Origin of the sequence: Chryseobacterium takakiae (assembly GCF_900129385.1) — a bacterium.
Lineage (GTDB): Bacteria > Bacteroidota > Bacteroidia > Flavobacteriales > Weeksellaceae > Chryseobacterium > Chryseobacterium takakiae.
This window is the reverse complement of sequence record NZ_FQVO01000003.1, coordinates 129,515-155,995: the sequence shown is the minus strand read 5'-3', so window position 1 is coordinate 155,995 and position 26,481 is coordinate 129,515. Positions and strand designations below refer to the sequence as shown.

The window sequence follows — 26,481 nt, the reverse complement described above, 5'->3', positions numbered from 1 at the left end:
TTCCTTGGTTTAATAAGCTTTAAGCATAGATATTAAAAGAGAATTTACCTCATCAACATTCCTGATTTTATCTTTACGCATCATCAGCTGGTTGCCTTCTTTTCCGGTTTTCTCTTTCAATTGTGCTTCTGCCGGGTTTTGCGTAAGGTAGCTGATGATATGTCTGAATTTTTCCGTCTGATAAAACTTATCCTGAGGATTACCCGGGAAATATCCCAGAAATATCCCGTTTTTCATAACAATTTTCTCGAAACCGATTTCCGAGGCAAGCCATTTTAAACTGACACTTTTAAGTAAGTTCTTTGCTTCTTCAGGCAGATTACCGAAGCGGTCTTTCAATTCAGATTCAAATTGCTCAAGGCTTTTTTCGTTATCAATATCGGCGAGCTTCTGGTAGAGCAGTAATCTTTCTTCCGTATTGGAAATGTAGGAATCTGGCAGCATCAGCTCAAGATCCGTATCAATATTAATATCTTTTGTTGTTTTAAAGAGCTTGTTTCTTTCTTCCTCGTTTTCGAATAAATTTTCAAATTCCTGGTCATCTTTCAGTTCCTCCAGTGCTTCCTGCATCAGCTTTTGATAGGTTTCAAAGCCCATCTCATTAATAAATCCACTTTGTTCAGCTCCTAATAAATCTCCTGCACCACGGATTTCAAGATCTTTCATAGCAATCTGGAAACCGCTTCCCAAATCAGAAAACTGCTCGATGGCTTCCAGCCTTTTTCTGGCATCGGAAGTCATCATATCATAAGGCGGTGTAATGAGGTAACAGAATGCTTTTCTGTTGCTTCGTCCTACTCTCCCTCTCATCTGATGCAAATCTGCCATACCGAAACGCTGTGCATCATTAATGAAAATAGTATTCGCATTAGGAACATCCACTCCACTTTCAACAATCGTTGTAGAAACCAGCACATCATACTTTCCTTCCATAAAGTCGAGGACGTTTTTCTCAAGCTGCTTCCCTTCCATCTGTCCATGTCCCGTAATCACCCTTGCATCCGGCACAAGACGCTGTATTAATCCTGCAATTTCTTTCAGGTTTTCAACTCTGTTATTGATAAAATACACCTGTCCGTCACGCTGGAGCTCATATGAAACAGCATCCCGGATTATTTCTTCATTAAAGCCTACCAATTGTGTTTCCACAGGCTGCCTGTTCGGAGGCGGCGTCTTGATTACCGAAAGATCTCTTGCCGCCATTATTGAAAACTGTAATGTTCTCGGAATAGGTGTAGCCGTAAGCGTAAGCGTATCAACATTGCTTTTAAGCGTTTTCAATTTATCTTTTACGGAAACTCCGAATTTATGTTCTTCATCAATAATCAGCAATCCCAGATCTTTAAACTTGACGGAACTGCCCGCCAGCTGATGCGTTCCGATAACGATATCAACTTTCCCGTTTTTAAGCGCCTCCAGAGTCTCGGATTTTTGCTTGGCCGTTCTGAAACGGTTAATGTAAGATACATTCACAGGAAAATCCTTAAGTCTTTCTTTAAAACTTCTGTAATGCTGAAAAGCCAGAATGGTGGTTGGAACCAATACAGCAACCTGTTTTCCATCTGTTGCCGCTTTAAATGCTGCTCTGATTGCCACTTCCGTTTTTCCGAAACCTACATCCCCGCAAACCAGCCTGTCCATTACCGTATCTGCCTCCATATCTTTTTTCACATCAATGGTAGCTTTCTCCTGATCCGGCGTATCTTCATATATAAAGCTCGCTTCCAGTTCATTTTGCAGATATGAATCCGGGCTGTAAGCAAAACCCTTTGCCGTTTTTCTTTGAGCATAGAGTTTTATAAGGTCAAAAGCAATCTGCTTTACTTTTGCTTTTGTTTTCTGTTTTAAAGATTTCCAGGTTGGCGATCCGAGCTTACTCAAAACCACTTCACGTCCTTCAGGACCATTGTATTTTGAAATTTTGTGAAGCGAATGAATACTTACATATAAGAGATCCCCATTTTTATAAGTAAGTTTAAAACATTCCTGAATCTTACCGTCATTATTTACCTTTACCAGCCCCATAAACTTTCCTATACCGTGGTCAATATGGGCAATATAATCTCCTATTTTCAGAGACATTAAATCTTTCAGGGTTAGCTGTTCTGATTTTGCAAATGTATTTTTTGCCTTGTACCGCTGATAACGGTCGAAAATCTGATGATCCGTATATACCAGCAATTTATGATCATGATCTACAAATCCTTCGTGGAGTTCAGATTTAAAGCTTTTGAAAGGAAGCTCATGCTCCAGTTCTTCAAATATAGATTCAAGCCTTTCTTTCTGCTTTTCTCCCGTAAATGAAATCCAGGTATCAAAACCGTTACTTTGTTTTTCTTCAAGATCTTCTATCAGCAATTCAAAATTTTTATGAAACGATGGCTGCGGAATCTGATATATTTTAATTTCCTTTAGATCAATAAGACCTTCAATGGAAGCACCTCCAAAATCTACCGTATTAAATTTTTTATAATCAAATAAAAATTCCTGATCGGAGATAAAAAGTTCCTGAGGCGTTCTGTGAGCGATATCTTTATTTAAATTATCATATTTTTCCAGTGCCTTCTCGTAGAATGTTTTGAGTTTCTGCATTCCGATAATCCCGTTTTTGGAAACCACCATACTTTCCTGTGGCAAGAGCTGAAGAAGAGAAACCCGGGTTCCGGTAACCGTAAAATTCATATTGGAAACCAACTGAAAATCCTCAACTTTATCTACAGAAAGCTGTGTTTCGATATCGAACGTTTTGATGCCTTCAATTTCATTTCCGAAAAAGGTAATACGGTAAGGCTTTTCATTGGAGAAAGAGAAAACATCTACAATCCCTCCTCTTACGGAAAATTCTCCCGGCTCCGAAACAAAATCAGTCTGCTGAAAATTATAATGATTCAGAAGTTCATCCACAAAATCAAAATCAAGCTGATCACCCACTTTTATATGATGGGAAATAGCTTTAAAATCCTCCTTTTTCAGCACCTTTTCCGAAAGCGCTCCAGCGTAGGCTACAATTACTTTCGGAGATTTCCCCGAAGTCATTTTATTAATAGCTTCTGTTCTTAAAACAAGATTTGCATTTTGGGTTTTCTCCACCTGATAAGGCTCAAGATGAGTTGCCGGAAAGTACAGCACCTTATCTTTTCCCAGAAGGTCTTCCATCTCTGTATTGGCATACAGTGCATCTTCTTTATCATCAACGATATAAAGAATATTCTTTTTACGGGTGAGAAAAAGTTCGGCTACCAATATGGAAACGGCGGATCCTGCACTGCCTTTTACGGATATATGTTGGTGTTTTTCCAGTTGTATGAAAATTTCTTTCCCAAATTCCTTCTGAAGGAGATCCGGAAGGAATTTTTCATTAATGGTTTTTAATTGCATAAAAAAAGTATAAACGACAAAAGCGATTTCGGGAGTTTTCCGAAACCGTTTGATCTTTACAAAGATACGACTTATTTCCATTCCAGAATCAGGCCAATTCTTTATAAACTCACTGTTTTAAGCTTAAAATCTTAATTTTTTATTAAACTTTCAAACAAAAAGTTAAAATAAATAATCATTCTCTAAATGGCACATTGTTTGGAAATTCAAGACTACCAAAATTAAAAGAAATATTATTATGAAAAAAGCAATCAGAATTTTAGGAATGTTCGTTTTACTATTTTTTGTAGTCACGACAATTACATCATGCAGCGACGATGACGATCCTGCCAACAATGACTTTTTTGCAGGAACTTACAAGGGTAGCGTAGGCTATACAGACGGAGACAACAACATCAGCTCGAATGACGGAAGTGTATTCGTAACCAAAATTGCAAGCGGAACCAAATACAACTTCGCTTTCTCAAACGGAATTCCTGATCTTAACGGGGTAGAATTTAACCAACAGGGAGACAACACCTTGGTAATGGTAGGATCTACAGCAACATCTTACATCAGAATCGATAATAACGAACTTAGAATACTATATTTAAAGGACGGGAAATCGTGGACAGCTAACTGTACCCGATAACCAACTTTTCATACATTATGTTAGGACCTGCTTTTCTTTTTAAAGGGAAGCAGGTTTTATTTTACAATAGGGTTACCTGAAAGTGTGTTTAATATTTTTTTAAGCTGTGATAAACTTTAGTTAAGGTTCTGGAATTGAGTTTTTTCAGTTAGAATTTTATCTACCTTTGATTCAAGAAACAAGAAAAAAAATTCTTATGAAAAAATTCTTATCCGCAATGTCAATCGCACTTGGACTTGGCCTTGCAACCGCTCAGCAAACTGCTCCGGCAACTGCTGCCAATCATCACAAAACAGCAAAACCTGCAGCAACGGCTACATCAGCCAAAGCTGAAGCAGCTCCGGCTGCCGCGAAAATGAAAAAGGACGGAACGCCGGACAAACGTTATAAGGAAAACAAAAAAATGAAAAAAGACGGCACCCCGGATAAGAGGTACAAAGAAAACAAGTAATACTCAACAATAGTTGTTATTTTCATAATCAAATTTCGAGAACCGATGACCACTCATTCATCGGTTTTTTGTTGGATATTGCTCATAAAGTTTCAAAGATTCTTCAGTTATTTATAAATTTGAAGAATGGTAAACTTCCTTAAGAAAAATATCGCGTTACTGTGGGCAAAAAAACATGTGCACAAAGCTGAAGAATTCAAAAAAAATGCTGAACAAAACCAGGAGAAATTATTACTTTCCCTTGTTGATACTGCAAAAAAAACACTTTTCGGAAGAGAACATAATTTTGAAACCATCAGTTCTGTAAAAGATTTTCAGGATAAGGTGAAAATTTCGGATTACGAAGATCTAAAACCTTATATTGAAAGAGTAAAAAAAGGGCAGGCAAATATCCTTTGGACTGATGTTCCTGTATATTTCGCAAAGACATCCGGTACAACTTCAGGGTCAAAATACATCCCTATTTCAAAAGAGGGAATGCCGTTTCAGGTGAAAGGTGCCCAAAGCGCTCTTTTTCATTACATCGCTAAGAAAAATAATGCTGATTTTGTAAATGGCAAAATGATCTTTCTTCAGGGAAGCCCTGAGCTTGAAGAAGTTTTCGGGATTAAAACCGGCCGTCTTTCAGGAATTGTAGCCCACCATATCCCTAAATACCTGCAAAAAAACAGACTCCCAAGCTGGGAAACCAATATCATGGAAGACTGGGAAGCCAAGGTTGACAAGATTGTAGAAGAAACGGAAAAGGAAAATATGACTCTGATTTCCGGAATTCCGCCATGGCTCATTATGTATTTCGAAAAACTTATCGAAAAGCATGGTAAAAAAATCAAACAAATCTTTCCTAATCTTCAGCTGATTGTAACCGGAGGAGTCAATTACGAACCTTACCGTGACAAGATGGAAGAGCTTTTAGGAGGAAAGGTAGATATTGTACAGACATTTCCGGCTTCTGAAGGTTTTTTTGCCTTTCAGGATGATTATACAAAAGAAGGATTATTACTTCTGACGGATCATGGAATATTCTACGAATTTGTCCCGCTGGAAGAATATGGTAAGCCGGATGCCACAAGACTTACCTTAAAAGATATTGAGTTGAATAAAGATTATGCTTTGATTTTAACCACAAATTCAGGATTATGGGCATATTCCATAGGTGATGTCGTGAGATTTACCGGAAAAAATCCGCACCGGATAGTGGTAAGCGGCAGAACGAAACATTTCACGTCTGCTTTTGGAGAACATGTCATCGCATTTGAAGTAGAAGAAGCGATGAAAGCCACCTTAGAAAAATATCCTGCACAGATTACTGAATTCCATCTTGCCCCGCAGGTGAATCCTGAACAAGACCTCCCTTATCATGAATGGTTTATTGAATTTGAAAAACAACCTGAAAACCTTGAGCTGTTCCGGGATGAACTAGACAATCAACTCAGGAAACGCAACACCTATTATGATGACCTTATTTCAGGAAATATTCTTCAGAAGCTTTGTATTGCAGTTTTAAAGAAAAACGCTTTTCAGGAATATGCAAAATCACAGGGAAAACTGGGCGGGCAAAACAAAATCCCGCGACTTGCCAATGACAGAAAAATTGCAGATTTATTGAAAATATATAAACTTTAAGCACATTTTTTCAATTCCGGAAACATATATTCGAAAAAAATTATAAATTTGGAAAACTAAAAAATAATAATGAAAGCATCTGTACTTTTAAAATCATCTTTATTAACGTCGTTATTTGTAATTTCATCTTGTGCAACCACAAAATATAGTATGGATACTGCTAAAAATGATTATTCTAATCTGGAAGCAGGAAGAACGTATACTGTAATGATGAGAGACGGTTCAGAAAATCAAAAAATATTATTCCGAAATGTAGAAGGAGATAATATCATTGGAACTGCCGGCAAAAAAGACAGTACAGTTGTAACAATACCGAAGGCTAATGTAGCTGCAGTGAGAGACAGCAGAAAAGCAAAAACAGTGATAGGAGCTTCAATTATCGGAGCCGCTGGTGTTGCAGCTTTAGTAATCAGCGCATCACGTGCAGACAACTAAATAGATTTTATCTTTTAGGAGTCATACAATTTTTCATTTAAAAATTTACCGTATCCATAGCCTTAAATCCATATTTGAGGCTATTTTTGTGGAATGATTTCTTTTACCCCGTTACAGACATTGAAAAATGTTGAGTTCAGAAACCTTCTTACGGGAAGATTTTTTATTGTTCTTGCCTTCAGAATGCTTGCCACTTTATTGGGATGGTGGGTATATCAACTAACAAAAGATCCTTTTTCAATTGGTCTTATTGGCCTCTCGGAAGTAATTCCCGCAGTAAGCTGCGCACTTTACGCCGGTCATGTGATTGATATGAATGAAAAGAAAAGATTATTATTGATTTGCAATTATGCTTATATTTTTTTAATCGGTCTGTTATTGATTCCTGCCTTTTTTAATGTAGAAATGCATTTTACAGGACATCAGATTACTTATTTCATCTATAGTGTAATTTTTTTCACCGGTATTGCAAGAGCTTTTATAGGACCTATCGTACCATCTATGATTCCTAAAATTGTAAAAAAAGACAATCTTCCGAACGCCGTTACTTTAAATCAGGCAACATTCCTTATTTCCTCTGTTTGCGGTCATGCAGCAGGAGGATTTCTGATTGGCTATTTTGGAGTAAAATGGACTTTGGTTGTAATTATTTCACTCATCCTGTTGGCATCATTATTTTTTTTCCAGCTAAATAAACAACATTCCGAATACAAAAAAGAGAATATTAACGTTATAGAAAGTATGAAGGAAGGAATTTCTTATATATTAAAAACAAAAGAAATTCTTGGCGCTCTTTGTCTTGATATGTTTGCCGTGCTCTTTGGTGGCGCCGTTGCCATGATACCGGTGTACGCTACCGACATTCTTAAAGTAGGTGCTGAAGGTTTCGGCCTGCTGAATGCAGCTTCGGACATTGGTTCTATGTGCATCATTACCATTTTGTCCGTAGTTCCGCTCAGAAAGAATCAGGGTAAAATTCTGCTGGCAGTAGTTACGGGATTCGGATTGTGCATTATCGGTTTCGGATTATCAAGATTATACTGGCTTTCTTTTTTCTTTTTAATGATAAGCGGAATGCTGGATGGCATTTCCGTTGTGATCAGAGGAACTATTGTACAGCTGAAAACCCCGGATAATATAAGAGGAAGGGTGCTTAGTGTGAATTCAATTTTCATTATGTCTAGTAATGAAATGGGACAATTTGAAAGCGGGCTGATGGCAAAAATGCTAGGAGTTGTGCGCTCTGTGGTGTTTGGCGGAACAATGACCGTTCTAGTTGCTTTAACTGTAGGAACCACGAATAAAAAATTGAGAAAAATGCAATATTAAAACAATAAGGATCAATTTATTAAATTAATTTTAAAAACTTTAATTTAAATTTAATAATTTTTTATATTTGTGATAAAATTCCCTTACATGAAAAAAACTCTACTTATTTGTTTTTTGGTAATTGGTTTTTGCCTAAATGCTCAGAACTATACCGAAAAAGACTTCAAACAAACTGTTTCGCAGATAAATAATGCTAAAACAGAAAACGATTTTGACAATGCTTTTCAAAAGCTCTCCAGGTACACTTCTACAAAACCCACGGAAAAATGGGAAGCATATTATTATGCGGCGGTTGCCATGTATTTAAAAGCAGAACTGCAGCTTAAAAAAGCTCCTTCCCAAGATGTTTCTGAAACCAATGCTCTTGCCAGAAAATATGGAAAAGCAGCTTATTCAGACAAGCAGAATAATGCAGAAGCAGATATACTGCTGGGGCTGATTGCGCTTCAGAGATCCCAGATCGGTGGGACAGATGCTAAAAACGACCTGGAAGCGGCTTCGCAATTCATTACTAAAGCTGAACCCAATGCACAGAACAATCCCAGGCTGGCTCTATTGAAAGCCAAATTTCAGGAAAGATCCGGTAATAAAGCAAACGCCGAAAAACAGTTTCAGAACGCATTGAAAGCATTTGAAAATAATGCTTCTTCTGGCTCAGCAACATGGGGCAGAGCACTGATTCCATCCATGAATTAATCTTGCATTGCAAACTTTAAAACGACTAAAATGAAAAAAGCTCTATATATTTTTTTAATTTTAATTTCCCAGACCATTTTCGCACAATCCAGTTCAGATTGCGGCGGAAACGTACAGGTTTGCGGAAACACTCCGATATCTTTTACACCAACGGGACCTGGAAACGTCATGGAAACACTTGGCGGATGTTTAGGTACCGAACACTTCTCCATTTGGTACACGTTTACCATTGCTACTTCCGGGACATTAACTTTTGTTATTGATCCAAATAATTTTACTGACGATTATGACTGGGCTGTATATGGGCCCAATGTTACTTGTGGAAATTTAGGAGGACCTATCAGATGTAATTATTCCGCAGCAGACGGACCTACGGGACTTAATACAACGGCAACCAATACGACGGCAGGAGCAGGAGGCTCTCCTTTTTGTTCTGTTATGAACGTAGTAGCCGGACAAACCTATTATCTGATTGTAGACAACTTCTCATCAAGTGCAAACGGTTTCGTATTGTCCTGGGGAGGGACTGCTACGCTGGTTTCACCATTTAACAGCGCATTTCAGCCGCATCCTTTCATAGAACCTGGAACCCCTGGACCTACACCGAACTCTCCAAGAGAAGTTATTGTATGTTCAAATCCTGCTGTATTTGATTTTACAACCCTTACTGCTGGTATCGTGAACAACAATCCTAACTTTAACGTATCGTATTATTATACTCAAAATGATGCAATCTCAGGAAATAATCCGATTATAGCACCTATTACGGTAAATACAACAGATACTTATTATTATGCAATTACCTATACGGAGCCTGGCGCTCCGGCTACCGCAATCAACAGATGTAGAATTCCCGGTAAATTTAAATTTATACAAAAAGCGATAACCGGAACCAATGTAACATTAACAAAGTGCAACAATAATAATCAAGGTACTGCTGTTTTTGATCTTACAACAGCGAACGTTAATGCTGATCCTACCGTGACCCGAAAATATTATCCGACATTGGCTGATCTTAATGCAGGAACCAACGAAATTACCAATCCTTATCAATATGTTTCTGCTGGCGGTAACGTTTATGTATTGCTGACTTCACCATTTGGCTGTAAGGCAACTGCAATAATTACATTAGCTTTCTTCCCGGTAGTAACGGTAACAGAAGCAACGCTTAGATCCTGTTTCATCGAAACAAATCCGGCTACAGCTTCATTCGATCTTACCGTAGCACCGGTTACTACACAAACAGGAATCAAAACGTATTATCCATCTATGGCTGATGCGGTAGCAGGAACCAACCAGATTGCCAATCCGGGTACCTATATCTCTCCAAACGGCGTGGTATTTATAAAAGTAACGGATGGAAACGGATGTTATGGAGTTGCTAAAGTAAACCTTGTTGTTCTGCCACCGGTATATTCAAATACGCTGGATGATAAGATTATTTGTATAGAAGATACAACAACACTGGATGCAGGCCCAGGATTTACAGGATACAAATGGAGCACGGGTGCTACCACACAGACCATCAATAATGTAACCGTAGGTACTTATTGGGTAGAACTGAAAACAGGAGATTGTGTTACAAGACAAACCGTAAAAGTATATCCTTCTGACCAACCTGTCATCTCCGGTATTGATATTGCCAATAATAGCGTAACCGTGAATGTTGTAGGTGGAACCGCACCTTACAAATATTCTCTTGACGGAATCAACTGGCAGGATTCTAACATTTTTACAAATATTCCAAGAGGAGATAATTCAGTATATGTAAAAGACGGGTATGACTGTGATCCTATTGTAATCACTGTAGTGGTCCCGAATCTTGTAAATGTTATTACTCCTAACGGAGACGGCGTGAATGATGTAATTGATTATTCTGCATTGGCAAGCAAGCAAAATCTGATACTAAGTATTTTTGACAGATACGGCGTAAAAGTAGGCCAGGCCGATAAATTCAACGGATATAAATGGGACGGAACCACAGGTGGCAAGAAAGTACCTACCGGAACTTATTGGTACACCGTAACATGGAATGAAAATGACAAGAAGAATACACCATTCAAATTCTCCGGATGGGTAATGGTGAAAAATAGAGAATAAAGTAATAAATAATAAAGAAAAACCGCTTTCTTAAGCGGTTTTTTTCACATGTAATAAATTATAAATTATAAAATCAATTTCTAATGAAGAAAGTACTATTGCTGATTGTTTTATTTTTCTCACAATTATTTTTTTCACAGTCGGATTGTATTACTGCTATTCCTGTATGTGGAAATTCAAATATTTCCTATGATCCTACGGGCCCCGGAACAGTTACTGATATCCCCAACCCAGCCCCGGACTGGCTTTGCCTAAAAGGTGGAGAACACTACTCTGTATGGTACAGCTTCACAGTAGCAACTTCGGGCACACTCACTTTCGAAATAACACCTAATGTGGATTTAACCCTTCCTGCTACCGCACCGGGAAACTCAGCCGATTACGACTGGGCAGTATGGGGACCAAGCCCTACATGCGGAAACTTAGGAACGCCCGTTACCTGTAATTATGCAGGAATGACGGGAACCTGGCCAAATCCAACCGGATTATCGGCCAACCCGCCAAATGCACCGAATGCAGGCTATAATCCACCGATGAATGTAACTGCCGGACAAACTTATGTTTTATTGGTAGATAACTTCAGTCATAATTCTTTAGGATTTTCTTTAACCTGGGGAGGAACGGCCACCCTTACTTCTGCATTTACAGACCCTGCATTAACACCGAATCCGTTCATTGCACCAGGTTCGCCGGCTGCAAATCCTGCCGATCCGAATGAAATTTTAAAGTGTGCTCTGCCTACGATGTTTGATTTCAGTACACTATCAACAGGGATCATCAACGGTAACCCGAACTTTACGGTATCTTACCATTTAACAAGTAATGATGCCATCACAGGAAATGCACCAATTACAACACCTATTATGGTGAATGCAACGACAATTTATTATTACAGATTAAAATATACCGATCCGGCAAACCCGAACAATCCTATAAACGGATGTTTCCAGGTTGGTAAATTCAAATTCAGGTCAGGTAATATTGTAGTACAGGATGCAACGATTTCTTCATGTAATTTTGATAATACCGGCATCGGGTACTTTGATTTAAATTCTGCTCCTGTCTACGGCCCTACCAATGTTACTAAAAAGTATTATCCTACCATGGCCGATCTGAATGCAGGAACCAATGAAATTACTAACGCTTCTGCCTATTCGTCTGCTGCTCCGAAAACAGTATTCGTAAAAGTTACCACTTCAGAAGGATGTGTGGGAACTGCCCAGATAACACTGCAATTCTTACCTGCTCTTGACGTAGTTCCTACTACGGTAAAAGCTTGTAATAACAATAATGCAGGAACCGGAGTTTTTAATTTGACAACTGCAAATTCTTATCCTACTTCAACGAATGTAACCAAAAAATACTATCCTACTCTTGCAGACCTCAATGCAGGAACCAATGAAATAACAACCCCTTCGGCATACACCTCTGTTGCTCCAAAAACAGTATATGTAAGAGTAAGAACGCCACAGGGATGTACAGGATATAATCAGATTGCTTTACAATTCAATCCTGTTGTTGTAGTGAATGATGCCTCTATTGAAGAATGTTATATAGCCACAAATGTGACAACAGCTTCGTTTGATTTAACACAAGCAGTAGTAACATCTCAGACAGGAACTTCCAAAAAATATTTTAAAACAGAATCGGATGCTATAGCAGGAACAAATGAAATATTAAACCCTGCAGCTTATATTGCAACAACAAGCGTTGTATATGTAAGAGTAATCAATGACACGAATTGCTACGCTATTGCAAAAATCAATCTGAAAGTTTTACCTCCGGTAACATCTACCGTTCTTAAAGATAAGATCATCTGTATAGAGGATAAAACCACGTTAGATGCAGGCCCTGGCTTTGATGCCTATGAATGGAGCACAGGTGCTACCACACAATCCATTTCCGATGTGTCCGCAGGTATTTACTGGGTTAAATTAAAAACAGGAAAATGCTGGACATTACAACCTGTAAAAGTAAGCGCTTCCGTACAGCCGGTTATTACCAATATAGAAATTACAAATGATTCATTTACCGTAACAGTAAACGGAGGAAAAGGTCCTTATCAATACTCACTTGATGGCGTAAAATGGCAGGACTCAAACGTATTCACCGGGCTACCGAGAGGAGAGAACAAAGTATACGTAAAAGATTCTTACGATTGTAATCCGATCAGTGTTCAGGTAACGGTTCCTAATCTGATTAATGCCATTACACCGAATGGAGACAACAAAAATGATTATATAGACTATTCAGCATTGTCTTATAAGAAAAATGTAGTTTTCACCGTGTATGACAGATACGGAAACATGCTCTACCGTGCCGATAAAATCAGAAACTATACATGGGACGGAACTTCCAACGGTAAGAAAATTGTAACCGGTACGTACTGGTACACCATAACATGGACTGAAAATGATAAAAACAATACCGAAACCAAATACAGCGGCTGGGTATTGGTAAAAAACATCGATTAATTAATCATTTAATAATCACATATTTAAATCACCTCTGTTAAGGGGTGATTTTTTTATGCACATCAACACAAAACCTCATTATCATTATATTTTAACAATGTTGTGTTCATAAATTGTTGAATACTATTTTTTAATTGCTTTTCAAAAAAACTATCTTTGCAGAACTATGGCGCAGAAAGAAACATTATCTTCATTGACGAACGGAAACTTTGCAAAAGAACTCTCCATTGCTGACGGAAAAATGCCGCCAAACGCTCTGGATTTCGAAAGGCTGGTGATCGGAACCTTTTTAATTGACAAAAAGGGTCTGGACCATTCTATTGACTTACTGACCCCCGAAGTTTTTTATGATCCGAGACATCAGGTAATTTTTTCTACCATTTTAAAACTGTATGAAGGAAACCAGCCGGTTGACTTAATGACCATCATCCAGGATCTGAAGAAAGATGGCAGACTGAATCTCGCCGGAGGAGACAGCTATATCATTGACCTTACCATGGGCGTTAGCTCATCGGCTCACATTGAATACCACGTTCGTGTTATTCTCGAAAAATATATTTTACGAAGCTTAATTAATGTATCGGCCAACGTTATTGACGCCGCCTATAAAGAATCAACCGATGTTTTTGAATTGCTGGATAAAGCCGAACAGTCATTTTTCGAAATCACCAACGGAACCATTAAGAAAGGATTCGACACTGCCAATTCATTGGTAAAGCAGGCTATTGATACCATCAAATCTTTAAAAGACAAAGAAGGACTTTCCGGAGTTCCTTCAGGATTCCGTGATGTGGATAAAGAAACCGGAGGATGGCAGAATTCCGACCTTATCATTATTGCGGCACGTCCCGCGATGGGAAAAACGGCATTTCTACTTTCCATGGCAAGAAATATCGCCGTAGGACACAAAATTCCAATGGCATTGTTTTCCCTGGAGATGGCTTCCGTACAGCTTATCACCAGAATGATTGCCTCCGAAACAAGAATTTCATCTGAAAAATTAAGAAAAGGAACGCTGGACGATGAAGAATGGCAGAGGCTTTTTTCCAACGTATCAGAATTGGAAAATGCACCTTTGTATATTGATGAAACCCCTTCCCTTTCTATCTTCGATTTCCGAGCAAAATGCCGAAGACTTGTAATGCAGCATGGTGTAAGACTCATCATGGTCGATTATCTTCAGCTGATGACAGCCGGTGGCGGTGGAAAAGGAACCGGAAACCGGGAGCAGGAAATTTCCATGATTTCAAGATCACTAAAAGCCATAGCAAAAGAACTCAACGTTCCTGTGATTGCCCTTTCACAGCTTTCACGTAGTGTGGAAACACGTCCCGGAAAAAGACCTCAGCTTTCCGACCTTAGGGAATCCGGAGCAATTGAGCAGGATGCAGATATTGTATCCTTTATCTTCAGGCCGGAATATTACAAGATTACGGTTTGGGATAATGATGAAGAAGGCCAGGAAACCTCAACGGAAAATCAGGCTGAGCTTATTATTGCAAAACACAGAAACGGTGCAACGGCAGATGTTCGTTTATCCTTCCTGAAACATTTTGCAAAATTCGGGGATATTGAAGCCGCTTTCGACGGAGGAATGGGTGGCGGATATCCATCTAATTTTGGACCTAGCGAGACCAGTGGTTTTGATAAAATTAAAACAACCATCCAGCCCGGAGCAGCCTTTGATCTTCCGAACAATTCCCAGGTATCGGGATCTTCGATGAATGATTTTGATGATGATGATGATTTCCCTTTTTAAAATAATTAAAGGTTAGATCATTCTTGATTTTTTTAAACTAAATCTTAGCCTCAGCCTCAATCTGATATGAGAATTGAAATATACACCGACGGCGCATGCAGCGGAAATCCCGGAAAAGGCGGGTATGGAATTCTCATGCGGGTCCCCGAAAAAAACTACCAGAAAACATTCTCAAAAGGTTTCAGGAAAACTACCAATAACAGGATGGAGCTTCTCGCCGTGATTACTGCTCTGGAAAAGCTAAAATCTCCCGAAAACGATATCCATATTTACACTGACAGCAAGTATGTTGCCGATGCCATCAATCAAAACTGGCTTGCCGGATGGATCAAAAGAGGCTGGAAAAATGTGAAAAATCCTGATCTTTGGCAAAGGTTTGTGGTATTATACAATCTGCATAGGCCAAAGTTGCACTGGATTAAAGGCCATGCCGGACATTTTGAAAATGAACTATGCGATAAACTCGCTGTAACTGCTGCTGCATCAACAGATTTAGCCATTGACACTTATTTTGAAAACATGGAGAAGAATTCTCTTTTTTAATTTATATTCAAACTAAATACAAGTTAAAACCTTTCAGTATTTACTGACATAACTTATCATTTATTATAAAATAACCATTATTTTCAGTAAAATTAACATTAATTATATATTTATTGGTTAGGATTTAATATCTTTGACACGTCTAAATCTAAGTGTCTAATAAATGAGTAAAAAAATCTACCTGTTTTTATTGGTAAATGCATTGCTTCTTTTTCCGAAATATGCTTTATCCCAAACTTATCAGCTAACAGGAAATCCCGTGAATACAACAGGATGGACGATGGTAGCCCCCACTGTGGTCAATACAGATTTTGTACAACTGACTCCCGATACCAATAACCAGTCCGGATCAATCCGCTTAAACGATCCAATTAACCTTAAATACTGTGATAAATGGCGCGTGGACTTTGATTTCAGAATGGATTCCAACCAGACTGCCAATGGAGACGGCATCGCTTTCTGGTATCTTGCCAACCCACCGGTGGCCAGCGTTTTAGGTTCGGGACTTGGTGTATCGCAGAATGCGGTAGGATTTATCGTAGGATTCGACACCTACAACAACACCACTACGGCCGTAATGAGCAAAGTGCACGTTGCCTACGGACAGGTTGCCAATACTACCGACAATAATAATGTTGAATTTTTTAACATTCCGGGAAGTTCTTTTCACTCACCGGATATGAACACTACTCTGCCTTTTCAGGGAACAACCTATAAGCATGTTGAAGTAACCGCACAGGTAGATCCGGCAGCTCCTGCCAACTGGATCGTAAAAATTACCATTGATGGAAATCAAATATGTAATCAGTCCTTTGCTCCATCAGGGACAGCAGCGGCAATGACGGTGGGTTATTTCGGATTTTCAGCATCCACCGGAGGAAACAGGTCAAGACATTCTATTAAAAATGTAAAGGTTTATATTGATAAAGTAGCCCTTAATCAGACAACAGTAACCGACACATTCTGTCCAAACCCGAATACAGGACAGGGAACGGTGAACTTAACGAGTTACCAGAATCAGTTTGTAGCCAATCCTTCAAACTATACTTTCTCATACAGTGTATCAGGGACACCCATTACAAACCCTACGAATTACCAGTTCAGTGCCAATACCACTGTTTCGGTATTGGTTAAAGATAATTCAGGATTACTCTGTGATAATCCGGATGGTAAAATACAGCTCAATTTATCACCATTTACAGCAACTCCGGCCACGCTTACTGCATGTAATAACAATAACGCCGGAACAGCAACCTTTAACCTTACTTCAGCAAATGTAAATGAACCCGCAGGTTCCACAAAAAAATACTATAAAACATTAGCAGACCTTACTGCCGGTCTTGAAATTTCAAATCCTGCAAATTATGTCTCTGCAGCGGGCACGGTATATGTAAAAGTAACCACACCGTTAGGATGTGTGGGTTCAGCACCAATTACGCTGGCATTTTTCCCACCGATTGTATCAAATGATGCCACGATAGAATCATGTTTTATAGAAAATGCCCCTGCAACAGCATCATTCGATCTTACACAGGCAAATGTAACTTCAGCATCAGGCATTACAAAAAAATATTATAAAACCGAAACTGATGCACTTGCTGATACCAATGAAATTGTGCCGGCAAACAATTATATTGCGACATCGTCTACAGTGTATGTAAGAATCACCAATCTTGCCGGCTGTTTTGTGATTGTTAAAATAACACTTAAAGTTTTACCTCCAGTTTATTCTTCTATACTGAAAGATCAAACCATCTGTATTGATGATAAAACAACATTGGATGCAGGAACAGGATTTGATACCTACCTGTGGAGCACGGGTGCCACGACACCATCTATTCAGGATATTACACCAGGCTTGTATTGGGTACAGCTAAAAACGGGAAGATGTATAACCAAGCAGATGGTAAGGGTAAATCCTTCACCTCAACCCGTTATTGCTACGATCGACATTATGAACAATACCATTACCGTAAACGTGAAAGGAGGAAAAGGTCCTTATCAATATTCCCTTGACGGTGTAAACTGGCAGAATTCTAATGTATTCACAGGACTCGCGAGAGGTGAAGTAAAAGTATACGTAAAAGATGCTTATGACTGCACACCGATTCAGATACAGATTACGGTTCCGAATCTTATTAACGCCATCACTCCTAACGGTGATAATGTAAACGATGTAATTGATTATTCTTCGCTTGCATATAAGAAAAATCTTGTTTTCACCATCTTTGACAGATACGGAAATAAGCTTTATCAAGCTGACAAAATCAGAAATTATAAATGGGACGGAACAACCGGCGGTAAAAAAGTAATCACAGGTACCTACTGGTACACTATTACCTGGAATGAAAATGACAAAAACAATACGCAAACTACTTACAATGGCTGGGTATTGGTAAAGAACAGAGAATAATAATTTACATTAAGATCACTTCGGTTTGCGGAGTGATCTTTTTAATCGATACTAAAAAACCAAAAACATAAATGACCAACTAAAAACTCAATAATTAATAACCAATCACTTCATGAAAAACAATCTGCTTTCTTATTTTTTCCTGATTTTAATCTGCCTTTCCGGCAAAATTTCAGCGCAGACCTATCAACTTACGGGTAATCCTGTAAATACTTCCGGGTGGGACCTGGTTTCCAGCGCATCTATCAATACGGATTTCATACAACTCACCCAGGATATCGGAAATCAATATGGAGCGATAAAGCTTCAGGATCCAATCAACCTGAAATATTGCGACAAATGGAAAGTTGAATTTGATTTCAGGATAGACGGAAACGGAACTGCACAATATGGAAGAGGTGACGGATTTACTTTTTGGTACCTGGCTAATCCTCCCACAGGATTTGTTTCGGGAGGAGGCCTCGGAATCCCTGCTAATGCGAGCGGGCTTATGGTAGGATTTGATATTTTTAATAATTCTACAGAAGGTCAGATGAGTAAAATCCATGTTCTGTACGGAACCAATAATGGCTTAAATAACAATATCGAATACAACAATACCGCAGGAAGCACTTTTCATTCACCAGATCTTAATCCTACACAGCCTTTTGTGGGATCAACTTATAAACATGTGGAGGTAAATGGAGAAACAGACCCGGCCAATCCTGCCAACTGGCTTATCAAAATAAGAATAGATGGCGTACTGATTGTTGACCAGTCTTTTGCCCCTTCCGGAGGAGCCGTAGGCATGACGACAGGCTATTTCGGGTTCTCTGCTGCAACCGGCGGTGCGAGCGCAAGGCATTCCATTAAAAATGCAAAAATCTATATTGACAAAGTTCCGATCTTGACGAATACAATCAATCCTTTTGTATGCGTAAATCCAGCAACAGGAAACGGAACTGTGGATCTAACTTCATTCCAGAACCAGTTTGTAACAAATCCGGCCAATTATACATTCTCTTATTTCGGACCAGGGGGAACGCCAATTACCAATCCTGCTGATTATCAATATTCTGCCGGTACAACTACGATTACCGTGGTAGTGAAAGACCCTTCCTCCACACTGTGCGACAACGGCGACGGAACCATTGTGCTCACACCAAGCCCTTTTGCCGCGAACGATGTAACGCTTACCGGATGCAACAACAATAACGCAGGAGGAGCAGTGTTTGATCTTACATCAGCAACGCTATCATCTGTTCCGGGAAGTACCGCTGTATTTTATAATACAATGTATGACCTTAATAATCATATCAACCCGATTACCAATTCTTCTGCTTTTCTTTCTCCCGCAGCTACTATTTATGCTCAGGTCACTACTCCGCAAGGATGTACTGATGTAGCTCAGATTACATTAGCGTTATATCCTGTAGTGGAAGTTCAGGAAGCTACTTTAAGAGCGTGTGCTATTGAAAGCAATCCTGCAACAGGATTATTTAATCTTACAACAGCCCCTGTGACAACTCAAAACGGAGTTGTGAAAGAATATTATCCATCTTTAACTGATGCTCAGAACGGAACCAATTCAATTTTAACATTTAATTCTTATATCTCTCCGAACGGAGTGATTTACATCAAAGTTATTAATGGAAATGGCTGCTATGCCATCGCCAAGGTTAATCTTATCGTTATTCCCCAGGTTTTCTCAAACACTCTTGAAGACAAGATTATTTGCATGGAGGACACAACAACTCTTGATGCAGGCCCCGGATTCACATCATATCAATGGAGTACAGGTGCAACAACCCAAACAATTTCAAATATTGGGGTGGGTACCTATTGGGTAAAACTAAAGACAGGAGACTGTGAGGTAACCCAGACCGTAAAAGTCTATGCATCTGACCAGCCTGTTATCTCAAATGTTGATATTTCAAACACGACCGTTACAGTATATGTTACGGGCGGAACCGCACCGTATCAGTATTCTACAGACGGAATTAAATGGCAGGATTCTAATGAATTCAACAATATACCTAGAGGTGACAACCATATATATGTAAAAGATGCATACGACTGCAATCCTATTGAAATCAATATTGTAGTTCCAAATATCATCAATGTAATAACACCGAATGGAGACGGCATCAATGACGTTATTGACTATTCTGCTCTTTCAGGAAAACAGAATCTCCTATTCAATGTTTTTGACCGATACGGAGCATTGATCCATAAAGCAGATAAAACCAACCAATACCGATGGGACGGAACCATGGGAGGAAGAAAAGTTTCCACGGGAAGCTATTGGTATTCCGTTTCCTGGAATGAAAATGACAAGAAAAATACACCTGTCACCTACTCAGGATGGGTTCTTGTAAAAAACAGGGATTAAATTATCAACCTTATTTTAAAACTTCCGGCGGCCTTTCAGGCCGCCGGAAGTTGTTTTTCTGGGCAAACCTTCAAGGTTTTGAACCTTGAAGGTTTCATCTAAAATAGATTGATTAATTACAATTTAAAACGATATATTTTATATTAAATCCAATTAATTCACCTTCAATCCTTAAATTTGTGATATGAATTATTTGGAAGCTTTAAGCAGAAGATATTCTGTGAAAAAATTTAACAACGAAATTATTCCCCGGGAAATACTGCATAATATTCTGGAATCAGGAAAATTATCTGCAAGCTCTCTGGGACTTCAGCCTTATAAAATTCTTGTTGTGGAAAGTAAAGAGATGAAGGAAAAACTAATTCCGGCATTTTACAATCCTTCACAGATTTCCACATGCTCACATCTGATGGTTATTATTTCCAAAAAGACATTAGACGAAAGCTACGTCAACGGATATTTCAGACACATTTCGGAAGTGAGGGAAACTCCGGAAGAAAAACTGGATCTCTTCCGAAAAAGCATCAATCAGCATATTAATCAAAAAACTCACGATGAAATTTTCAACTGGGCAGAAAAGCAGTCTTACATTGTATTGGCAAACCTCATGTATGCTGCAGCTATTGAAAGCATAGACACTTGCCCCATGGAAGGCTTCCGCCAGGATCTTATTGAGGAAATTTTAGAAATAAACCCGGAATCGGAAAAGGTAACCGTTACCCTCGCTTTAGGCTACCGTTCGGAAGAAGATCATTTCCAGCACATGAAAAAAGTAAGAAAACCAAACGAAAAATTGTTTAAATTTATTTAATTATTTAGACGATTGTCTTAAACTAAGGATATGATAAAAGCGGATGTACTAGTAATCGGTTCCGGGATTTCGGGGCTTTCCTATGCTATTAAAGTTTCTGAGCAACTTCCTGATGCCAAAATAATTATTGTAACAAAATCCGATGAGGACGAAAGCAATACCAAATATGCACAGGGCGGACTTGCCGTAGTAACGGATTCTAAAAATGATAATTTCGACAAGCATATTGAAGATACCATGCGTGCCGGAGACGGTGAAAACAAACGCGATGTTGTAAAAATGGTGGTAACGGAAGCTCCTGCAAGATTCAATGAAATTGTGGAATGGGGCGCCAACTTCGATATGAAAAACGGAGAATTTGCTCTAGGAAGAGAAGGCGGCCACACGGAAAACCGAATTGTACACCATAAAGACATTACAGGTTTTGAGATTGAAAGAGCTCTGTTGGAAACAGCCAATAAAAGCGAAAATATTGAAATCCTTGACCATCATTATGTCATTGACATTATTACTCAACACCATGTTCCCGGAAAAGAACTGAACGAAGGTGACATCCACTGCTATGGCGCTTATATTTTAGACGAAAAATCTAAAAAAATTAAAAAAATCACCTCAAAAATAACCTTGGTAGCCACAGGAGGAGCCGGACATGTTTATAAAAACACCACCAATCCCACCATCGCTACAGGAGACGGAATTGCCTTCGTAGCCAGAGCAAAAGGAAAGGTTTCCAATATGCAGTATTACCAGTTTCATCCTACTGCTTTATACAGCAAGATTGATGGAATGCTGTTCCTGATTTCCGAAGCTGTGCGTGGAGACGGAGCAAAATTAAGAACAAAAAGAGGAGAAAAGTTCATGCACAAATATGATGAGCGTGAAGAGCTGGCTTCCAGGGATATTGTCGCAAGAGCTATTGACGCCGAGATGAAAATTACCGGAGACGAATATGTAGGACTGGACTGTCGTAAAATGAATCATGAAAAATTTCTTGAGCACTTCCCGAACATCTACAAAAAATGTAAAGATGAAGGAATTGACCCCTTTACACAGCTTATTCCAGTAGTTCCTGCCTGCCATTACCTCATGGGAGGAATTGAAGTGGACAAGGACGGACAATCTTCTATAAGAAATCTTTTTGCGGTAGGAGAATGCACCAATTCGGGACTTCACGGGGCAAACAGGCTAGCATCCAATTCATTGCTTGAAGGATTGGTATTCGGGCATAACGCAGCCATTAAAACGGTTGATCTTTTAAATGAAAACCATTTTAATTTCGATGACCTCAAGGCTGTTCCGGAATGGAATGAAGAAGGAATGAAAATCATGGATGAAATGGTGATCGTTTCTTATCTCCGAAAACAGCTTCAGGAAATGATGAGCGATCTTGTAGGAATTGTACGCAGCAACCGCCGTCTGAATATGGCACTTCAAAAACATCAGGAAATTGCCGCTGCCGTAGATGAAATTTATCACTATTCTATTTTATCTCCACAGCTTTCAGAACTAAGAAATTTAACGACCGTGGCCCACCTCATCATCACCCAATCTATGGAAATGAAAGAGAATAAAGGGGCGTTTTATAATAAGGACCTGGCTTAATATTTTAAAATTATTAAGAAAAATAAATTTTTTACTTTTTATAAATCATGATCTTTCATTTGGAAAAAGATCTTGCTTTATTAATAAAATATGAAATATGAAAAAACCACCATACGTTACTGATAAAGCCTTAAAACAATTCATAAAAAATGCTTTGGAAGAAGATATCCAGGACGGAGACCACTCTACCCTTTCTACTATTCCTAAAGACCTCGAACAAAGCGCCAAACTTCTGGTAAAACAGGATTGCATTATTGCAGGAGTAGAACTGGCAAAAATTATCTTTAAAATTTTTGATAAAAATTTAAAAATTGAGACTTTTGTGAAAGATGGCGATGCCGTTAAAATTGGTGATGTCGCTTTCATCGTAACAGGAAGTGCAAGATCTATTCTTTCAACGGAAAGGCTGGTATTAAACTGCATGCAGAGAATGAGCGGGATTGCTACCCTTACACATGACTGGGATACCCGTCTTGTCGGCACTAAAACAAAACTTCTTGATACCAGAAAAACAACTCCTAATTTCAGGATTTGTGAGAAATGGGCGGTCGCAATAGGCGGCGGAACCAATCACCGCTATGGCCTTTATGATATGATCATGCTGAAGGATAACCATATTGATTATAACGGAAGCATTACCAATGCTGTAAAAATGGCAAAAGATTATATCAAAAAAAATAAGAAAAAACTCAAAATTGAAGTTGAGACCAGAAACCTTGAAGAAGTTCGTGAAGCAATCAATGCGAAAGTTGACAGAATCATGCTTGACAATATGGATGTTAAAATGATGAAGGAGGCAGTGAAGATGATCAATGGCTCATGCGAAACCGAAGCATCAGGCGGAATTACCCGTGACCAACTGAAAGAGATAGCTTCTACCGGGGTTACCTACATATCCGCAGGAGCTCTGACACACTCCGCCGAGAATATGGATCTTAGCCTTAAAGCCGTAAAATAAAGTTGAATTTTTAATAAAAACCACAGCCTTTTGTTAAAAATTCAATAATGTGATTTTTTTCATGTGAAAATTCGATTATTATTCAATACATTGTAAATCAGAAATATAGAGCTTATTAAGATTGAGTAAAAATTAACATAAAGTTAATATTAGTTAAAATTTATTTCCCGAATTTTGCAGAAAATTTAAATCTAACTATTACTAACGATTATGAAATTAATCAACAAATCAATGCTAACTGCGATAATTACCTTATCTACAGCTAGTGTTTATTACGCTCAACAGGTTCAGGATACGGCATCAAAATCCAAAGACATTGAGGAGGTAGTATTAACAGGTGTTGCCGATATCGCTAAAGATAGAAAGACTCCTGTTGCAGTTTCAACAATCAAAGCCGCACAGATTGCTGAAAGATTAGGAAACCAGGAACTTCCTGAAATCTTAAACACAACCCCTTCTGTATACGTTACAAAGGGAGGTGGAGGTTTCGGAGACGCTTCTATCAGAGTAAGAGGTTTTGGTAATTCAAATATCGCAGTGATGATTAACGGTATTCCTGTTAACGATATGGAAAACGGAGCCGTTTATTGGTCTAACTGGGCTGGTCTTTCAGATGTAACTTCTGCAATCCAAATGCAGAGAGGGCTTGGATCTTCTAAATTAGCCATTGCTTCTGTTGGAGGAACAATGAACTACATTACAAGAGCTGCAGATATGAAAAGACAGGGAAATGTAACCGTAGGTTTAGGTAATGATGGATATTTAAAAACTTCATTTGCATATAACACTGGCAAGTCAGCAAAAGGATGGTCAACATCTTTTCTATTAGGTAGAACTGCAGGATCAATGTATTTTGAAGGTTCGGAATTTGAGGCATACAACTACTATTTTGCTTTAGGCTACCAACCAAACGAAAAACATGATTTCCAGTTTACCTTCACAGGAGCTCCTCAGTGGCATAATCAAAACTTCACAAATTCCATTGCGACTTTCTTAGATATGGGTGATGGATTATTAGATGGTAAAAAAGCTGCAGATCCAAATAGAAGATACAACTCCAATTGGGGACTATTAAATGGAGAAGAATTCTCAACAAATACTAATTATTATTCCAAGCCAATCATGTCATTGAATTGGGATTGGAAAATTTCTGAAAAATCAAAATTATCAACAGTTGGATATGCTTCTTTTGGTAGAGGTGGAGGAACCGGTTTCTTGGGAAGCATCAACGGTAAATCTATTTTCAACGTAGCAAAAACCGCAGACGGTCAAATGAGATGGGATGATATCGTAAGATGGAATCAAGGTGCTGTAATTGCTGACTTCACTAATAATGCCGGTACAGCTGCTCCTGCCAATGCAACTCCTGGAATTGCTACAAGAAATAACGGTATTGTAAGAAGAGCGCACGTGAATTCTCATAACTGGTACGGAATATTAACTAATTTCCAGCATAAAATTAATGAAAACTGGAATTTCTCGGCTGGTTTTGACGGTAGATACTATTACGGTTACCATCCTGGTGTAATTACAGATTTCTTAGGAAATAGAGAATATAGAGAAAATCAGAACCTAAACCAACAACCATATTACACTGTTACAGAAGCCTACAAAGCAAAGCCTTCTGCAAATCCATTTGTAAAAGCAATCAAAGATGACTCTCAGATCGCAAGTAGAAATTATGATGGAGAAGTATTATGGTACGGAGTATTTGGTCAGGTTGAATATTCAAAGGACAAAATCTCAGCATTTATTCAGGGGTCTGCCTCTAATCAAGGATTCCAAAGAATTGATAACTGGGTAGTTGACGGAGTAACCAGACAGCCAAATGCTGTAACGGGAGAAGTTGTTCAAAGAAAAACAGGATTTAAAAATATTTTAGGATATAATGCAAAAGGAGGTGTTAACTATAATATCGATGAAATGCATAACGTATTTGCTAATGTCGGTTATTATTCAAGACAACCTTTCTTAACGGCAGTATATCCAAACAATCAGCAAGTTCTAAATCCAAACTTAACTAATGAGAAAATATTTTCTGCAGAATTAGGATATGGTTTCAGATCTTCAGACTTTAAAGCAAACGTTAATTTATACAGAACATCTTGGGCAGACAGATTCCAAAGAAGAACAGGTTTAACCATTGACCCAGATAACAACCCTGCGACGAATAACTCTTTCTTAAATGCATACGCTGAAGTAAATGGTATTACTGAAGTTCACTCAGGTATCGAATTTGAAGGATTCTATAAAGTTGGTAAATTTTTAGAATTGGAAGGTGCTGTATCAATAGGAGATTGGAAATACACTAAAGATGCAACAAGTACAGCATATGATGAAAACAACAACCCAATTAACTTATCTTCAGGATCTAATGTATCAACACTTGCTTTAGATGGTGTAAAAGTTGGTGATGCTGCACAATTTACTACTTCATTAGTAGCGATTGTAAAGCCAATAGAAGGATTAAGAATCTTTGCTAACTGGAGATATTATGACAAACTATATGCTGGTTTCAACGTAAATGATTTTGACAATTCCAGAAACAATGCAACTTATACAGCTCCAGCTACAGAATTTGGTGCTCTAGAATTGCCTGATTACCATTTGTTTGATCTTGGAGCTTCTTATAGATTCAATATAAAAGGTGGGCAAAGCTTCACAATTGGTGCAAATGTTTACAATTTGTTTGATACAACATATATCTCTGAATCAACATCAAACGTACACGCAAATCAATCAAGAAGAAACTTTACTTCTGATGCTGCGTACAACTCTTATGTTAATGCAGGGCAGTGGAATGGTGTTAGCCAGCAAAATACAGTTTATTTCGGATTCGGAAGAACATGGGCTGCTAATGTAACTTTCACATTTTAATAAATTAGATTTTCTCAATATCAATCC

The 26,481-nt window shown here is 38.5% G+C and carries 17 protein-coding genes; 16 read left to right on the top strand and 1 reads right to left on the bottom strand.

Features of this window, described 5'->3' with window-relative positions:
- Positions 1–9 precede the first annotated feature (9 nt).
- Positions 10–3,378 (bottom strand): transcription-repair coupling factor, encoded by a 3,369-nt coding sequence (mfd, locus tag BUA76_RS05650; RefSeq protein ID WP_072883836.1) that lies wholly within the window; start codon positions 3,376–3,378, stop codon positions 10–12.
- Positions 3,379–3,616: 238 nt separating this feature from the next.
- Here mfd and BUA76_RS05645 point away from each other — a divergent pair, with 238 nt between their 5' ends.
- From BUA76_RS05645 to BUA76_RS05570, 16 genes are all read left to right on the top strand, one after another.
- Positions 3,617–4,009, top strand: coding sequence for a hypothetical protein (locus tag BUA76_RS05645; protein WP_072883835.1), 393 nt, complete (start codon positions 3,617–3,619; stop codon positions 4,007–4,009).
- A gap of 196 nt (positions 4,010–4,205) precedes the next feature.
- Entirely contained in the window at positions 4,206–4,460 is a 255-nt protein-coding gene (locus BUA76_RS05640; protein ID WP_072884014.1) for a hypothetical protein, read from the top strand.
- Positions 4,461–4,586: 126 nt separating this feature from the next.
- Positions 4,587–6,086, top strand: a complete 1,500-nt coding sequence (locus BUA76_RS05635; RefSeq protein WP_072883834.1) for a GH3 auxin-responsive promoter family protein — start codon at positions 4,587–4,589, stop codon at positions 6,084–6,086.
- A 69-nt stretch (positions 6,087–6,155) separates the two neighbouring features.
- The gene (locus tag BUA76_RS05630) at positions 6,156–6,521 is read left to right on the top strand and encodes a hypothetical protein (RefSeq protein ID WP_072883833.1); all 366 of its coding nucleotides are present in this window, start codon (positions 6,156–6,158) and stop codon (positions 6,519–6,521) included.
- A gap of 93 nt (positions 6,522–6,614) precedes the next feature.
- Positions 6,615–7,850, top strand: a complete 1,236-nt coding sequence (locus tag BUA76_RS05625; RefSeq protein ID WP_072883832.1) for an MFS transporter — start codon at positions 6,615–6,617, stop codon at positions 7,848–7,850.
- 87 nt (positions 7,851–7,937) lie between these two features.
- Positions 7,938–8,546 (top strand): tetratricopeptide repeat protein, encoded by a 609-nt coding sequence (locus BUA76_RS05620; protein ID WP_072883831.1) that lies wholly within the window; start codon positions 7,938–7,940, stop codon positions 8,544–8,546.
- 30 nt (positions 8,547–8,576) lie between these two features.
- The gene (locus tag BUA76_RS05615) at positions 8,577–10,646 is read left to right on the top strand and encodes a T9SS type B sorting domain-containing protein (protein WP_072883830.1); all 2,070 of its coding nucleotides are present in this window, start codon (positions 8,577–8,579) and stop codon (positions 10,644–10,646) included.
- 83 nt (positions 10,647–10,729) lie between these two features.
- The gene (locus BUA76_RS05610) at positions 10,730–13,120 is read left to right on the top strand and encodes a T9SS type B sorting domain-containing protein (protein WP_072883829.1); all 2,391 of its coding nucleotides are present in this window, start codon (positions 10,730–10,732) and stop codon (positions 13,118–13,120) included.
- Positions 13,121–13,286: 166 nt separating this feature from the next.
- A complete protein-coding gene (gene dnaB / locus BUA76_RS05605; RefSeq protein WP_072883828.1) occupies positions 13,287–14,879 on the top strand; it encodes a replicative DNA helicase in 1,593 nt (530 codons plus the stop codon).
- Between the two features lie 66 nt (positions 14,880–14,945).
- On the top strand, positions 14,946–15,422 hold the full coding sequence (gene rnhA, locus BUA76_RS05600) for a ribonuclease HI (protein ID WP_072883827.1): 477 nt from the start codon (positions 14,946–14,948) through the stop codon (positions 15,420–15,422).
- A gap of 163 nt (positions 15,423–15,585) precedes the next feature.
- A complete protein-coding gene (locus BUA76_RS05595) occupies positions 15,586–17,835 on the top strand; it encodes a T9SS type B sorting domain-containing protein (RefSeq protein ID WP_072883826.1) in 2,250 nt (749 codons plus the stop codon).
- A gap of 112 nt (positions 17,836–17,947) precedes the next feature.
- On the top strand, positions 17,948–20,206 hold the full coding sequence (locus BUA76_RS05590; protein WP_072883825.1) for a T9SS type B sorting domain-containing protein: 2,259 nt from the start codon (positions 17,948–17,950) through the stop codon (positions 20,204–20,206).
- Positions 20,207–20,390: 184 nt separating this feature from the next.
- Complete coding sequence (locus tag BUA76_RS05585) at positions 20,391–21,017, top strand: NAD(P)H-dependent oxidoreductase (protein ID WP_072883824.1); 627 nt, start codon at positions 20,391–20,393, stop codon at positions 21,015–21,017.
- A gap of 30 nt (positions 21,018–21,047) precedes the next feature.
- Positions 21,048–22,619, top strand: coding sequence for an L-aspartate oxidase (gene nadB, locus BUA76_RS05580; RefSeq protein WP_072883823.1), 1,572 nt, complete (start codon positions 21,048–21,050; stop codon positions 22,617–22,619).
- A 97-nt stretch (positions 22,620–22,716) separates the two neighbouring features.
- Complete coding sequence (gene nadC / locus BUA76_RS05575; RefSeq protein WP_072883822.1) at positions 22,717–23,577, top strand: carboxylating nicotinate-nucleotide diphosphorylase; 861 nt, start codon at positions 22,717–22,719, stop codon at positions 23,575–23,577.
- A gap of 231 nt (positions 23,578–23,808) precedes the next feature.
- Complete coding sequence (locus BUA76_RS05570; RefSeq protein WP_394332939.1) at positions 23,809–26,454, top strand: TonB-dependent receptor; 2,646 nt, start codon at positions 23,809–23,811, stop codon at positions 26,452–26,454.
- Positions 26,455–26,481: the final 27 nt, after the last annotated feature.

Bases quoted from the DNA above. Each gene is read 5' to 3' on its own strand.
- BUA76_RS05630 (WP_072883833.1), top strand. From the start codon at position 6,156: ATGAAAGCATCTGTACTTTTAAAATCATCTTTATTAACGTCGTTATTT.
- BUA76_RS05585 (WP_072883824.1), top strand. From the start codon at position 20,391: ATGAATTATTTGGAAGCTTTAAGCAGAAGATATTCTGTGAAAAAATTT.
- BUA76_RS05625 (WP_072883832.1), top strand. From the start codon at position 6,615: ATGATTTCTTTTACCCCGTTACAGACATTGAAAAATGTTGAGTTCAGA.
- BUA76_RS05570 (WP_394332939.1), top strand. From the start codon at position 23,809: ATGCTAACTGCGATAATTACCTTATCTACAGCTAGTGTTTATTACGCT.
- BUA76_RS05590 (WP_072883825.1), top strand. From the start codon at position 17,948: ATGAAAAACAATCTGCTTTCTTATTTTTTCCTGATTTTAATCTGCCTT.
- BUA76_RS05640 (WP_072884014.1), top strand. From the start codon at position 4,206: ATGAAAAAATTCTTATCCGCAATGTCAATCGCACTTGGACTTGGCCTT.
- BUA76_RS05615 (WP_072883830.1), top strand. From the start codon at position 8,577: ATGAAAAAAGCTCTATATATTTTTTTAATTTTAATTTCCCAGACCATT.
- dnaB (WP_072883828.1), top strand. From the start codon at position 13,287: ATGGCGCAGAAAGAAACATTATCTTCATTGACGAACGGAAACTTTGCA.
- rnhA (WP_072883827.1), top strand. From the start codon at position 14,946: ATGAGAATTGAAATATACACCGACGGCGCATGCAGCGGAAATCCCGGA.
- BUA76_RS05620 (WP_072883831.1), top strand. From the start codon at position 7,938: ATGAAAAAAACTCTACTTATTTGTTTTTTGGTAATTGGTTTTTGCCTA.
- BUA76_RS05645 (WP_072883835.1), top strand. From the start codon at position 3,617: ATGAAAAAAGCAATCAGAATTTTAGGAATGTTCGTTTTACTATTTTTT.
- BUA76_RS05595 (WP_072883826.1), top strand. From the start codon at position 15,586: ATGAGTAAAAAAATCTACCTGTTTTTATTGGTAAATGCATTGCTTCTT.
- BUA76_RS05635 (WP_072883834.1), top strand. From the start codon at position 4,587: ATGGTAAACTTCCTTAAGAAAAATATCGCGTTACTGTGGGCAAAAAAA.
- nadB (WP_072883823.1), top strand. From the start codon at position 21,048: ATGATAAAAGCGGATGTACTAGTAATCGGTTCCGGGATTTCGGGGCTT.
- BUA76_RS05610 (WP_072883829.1), top strand. From the start codon at position 10,730: ATGAAGAAAGTACTATTGCTGATTGTTTTATTTTTCTCACAATTATTT.
- nadC (WP_072883822.1), top strand. From the start codon at position 22,717: ATGAAAAAACCACCATACGTTACTGATAAAGCCTTAAAACAATTCATA.
- mfd (WP_072883836.1), bottom strand. From the start codon at position 3,378: ATGCAATTAAAAACCATTAATGAAAAATTCCTTCCGGATCTCCTTCAG.